The sequence below is a fragment of the Peribacillus sp. SIMBA_075 genome, from assembly GCF_046534585.1.
In genome coordinates this window covers 1-267 of record NZ_JAWRYN010000739.1, presented here as the reverse complement: position 1 = coordinate 267, position 267 = coordinate 1, and the positions used below count along the sequence as shown (strand labels likewise).

At 43.4% G+C, this 267-nt stretch carries 1 protein-coding gene; it reads left to right on the top strand.

What is annotated here, in order from left to right; genetic code table 11:
* Positions 1-85: 85 nt before the first annotated feature.
* A complete protein-coding gene (locus tag SB775_RS30175; RefSeq protein WP_410864930.1) occupies positions 86-214 on the top strand; it encodes a hypothetical protein in 129 nt (42 codons plus the stop codon).
* Positions 215-267: the final 53 nt, after the last annotated feature.

Here is a 267-nt window from a genome sequence, read left to right as displayed (position 1 = left end):
CCTTCCCCAAAGGAGAAAGCGGTTTCAAAAATATCTTTATTTTTCACTCTCTTAACGCAAAGTGGCGTGATGAAAGGAGAAGGAAATGGTCGTGGACATTGACTTGGAGCGTTTTGTTGCCAGTTGCTTGGCTTGTTTTGCAGCTTCGAACATGCTTGGCGCTTTGATGATTTCAACCCATCGGCGTGTTGCGGTTTCGAATAAAAAGCGGTAGATGGTCATTTTTTATCTGCCCTCTCATTTGTTCTTGACACCTCTATCATAGCA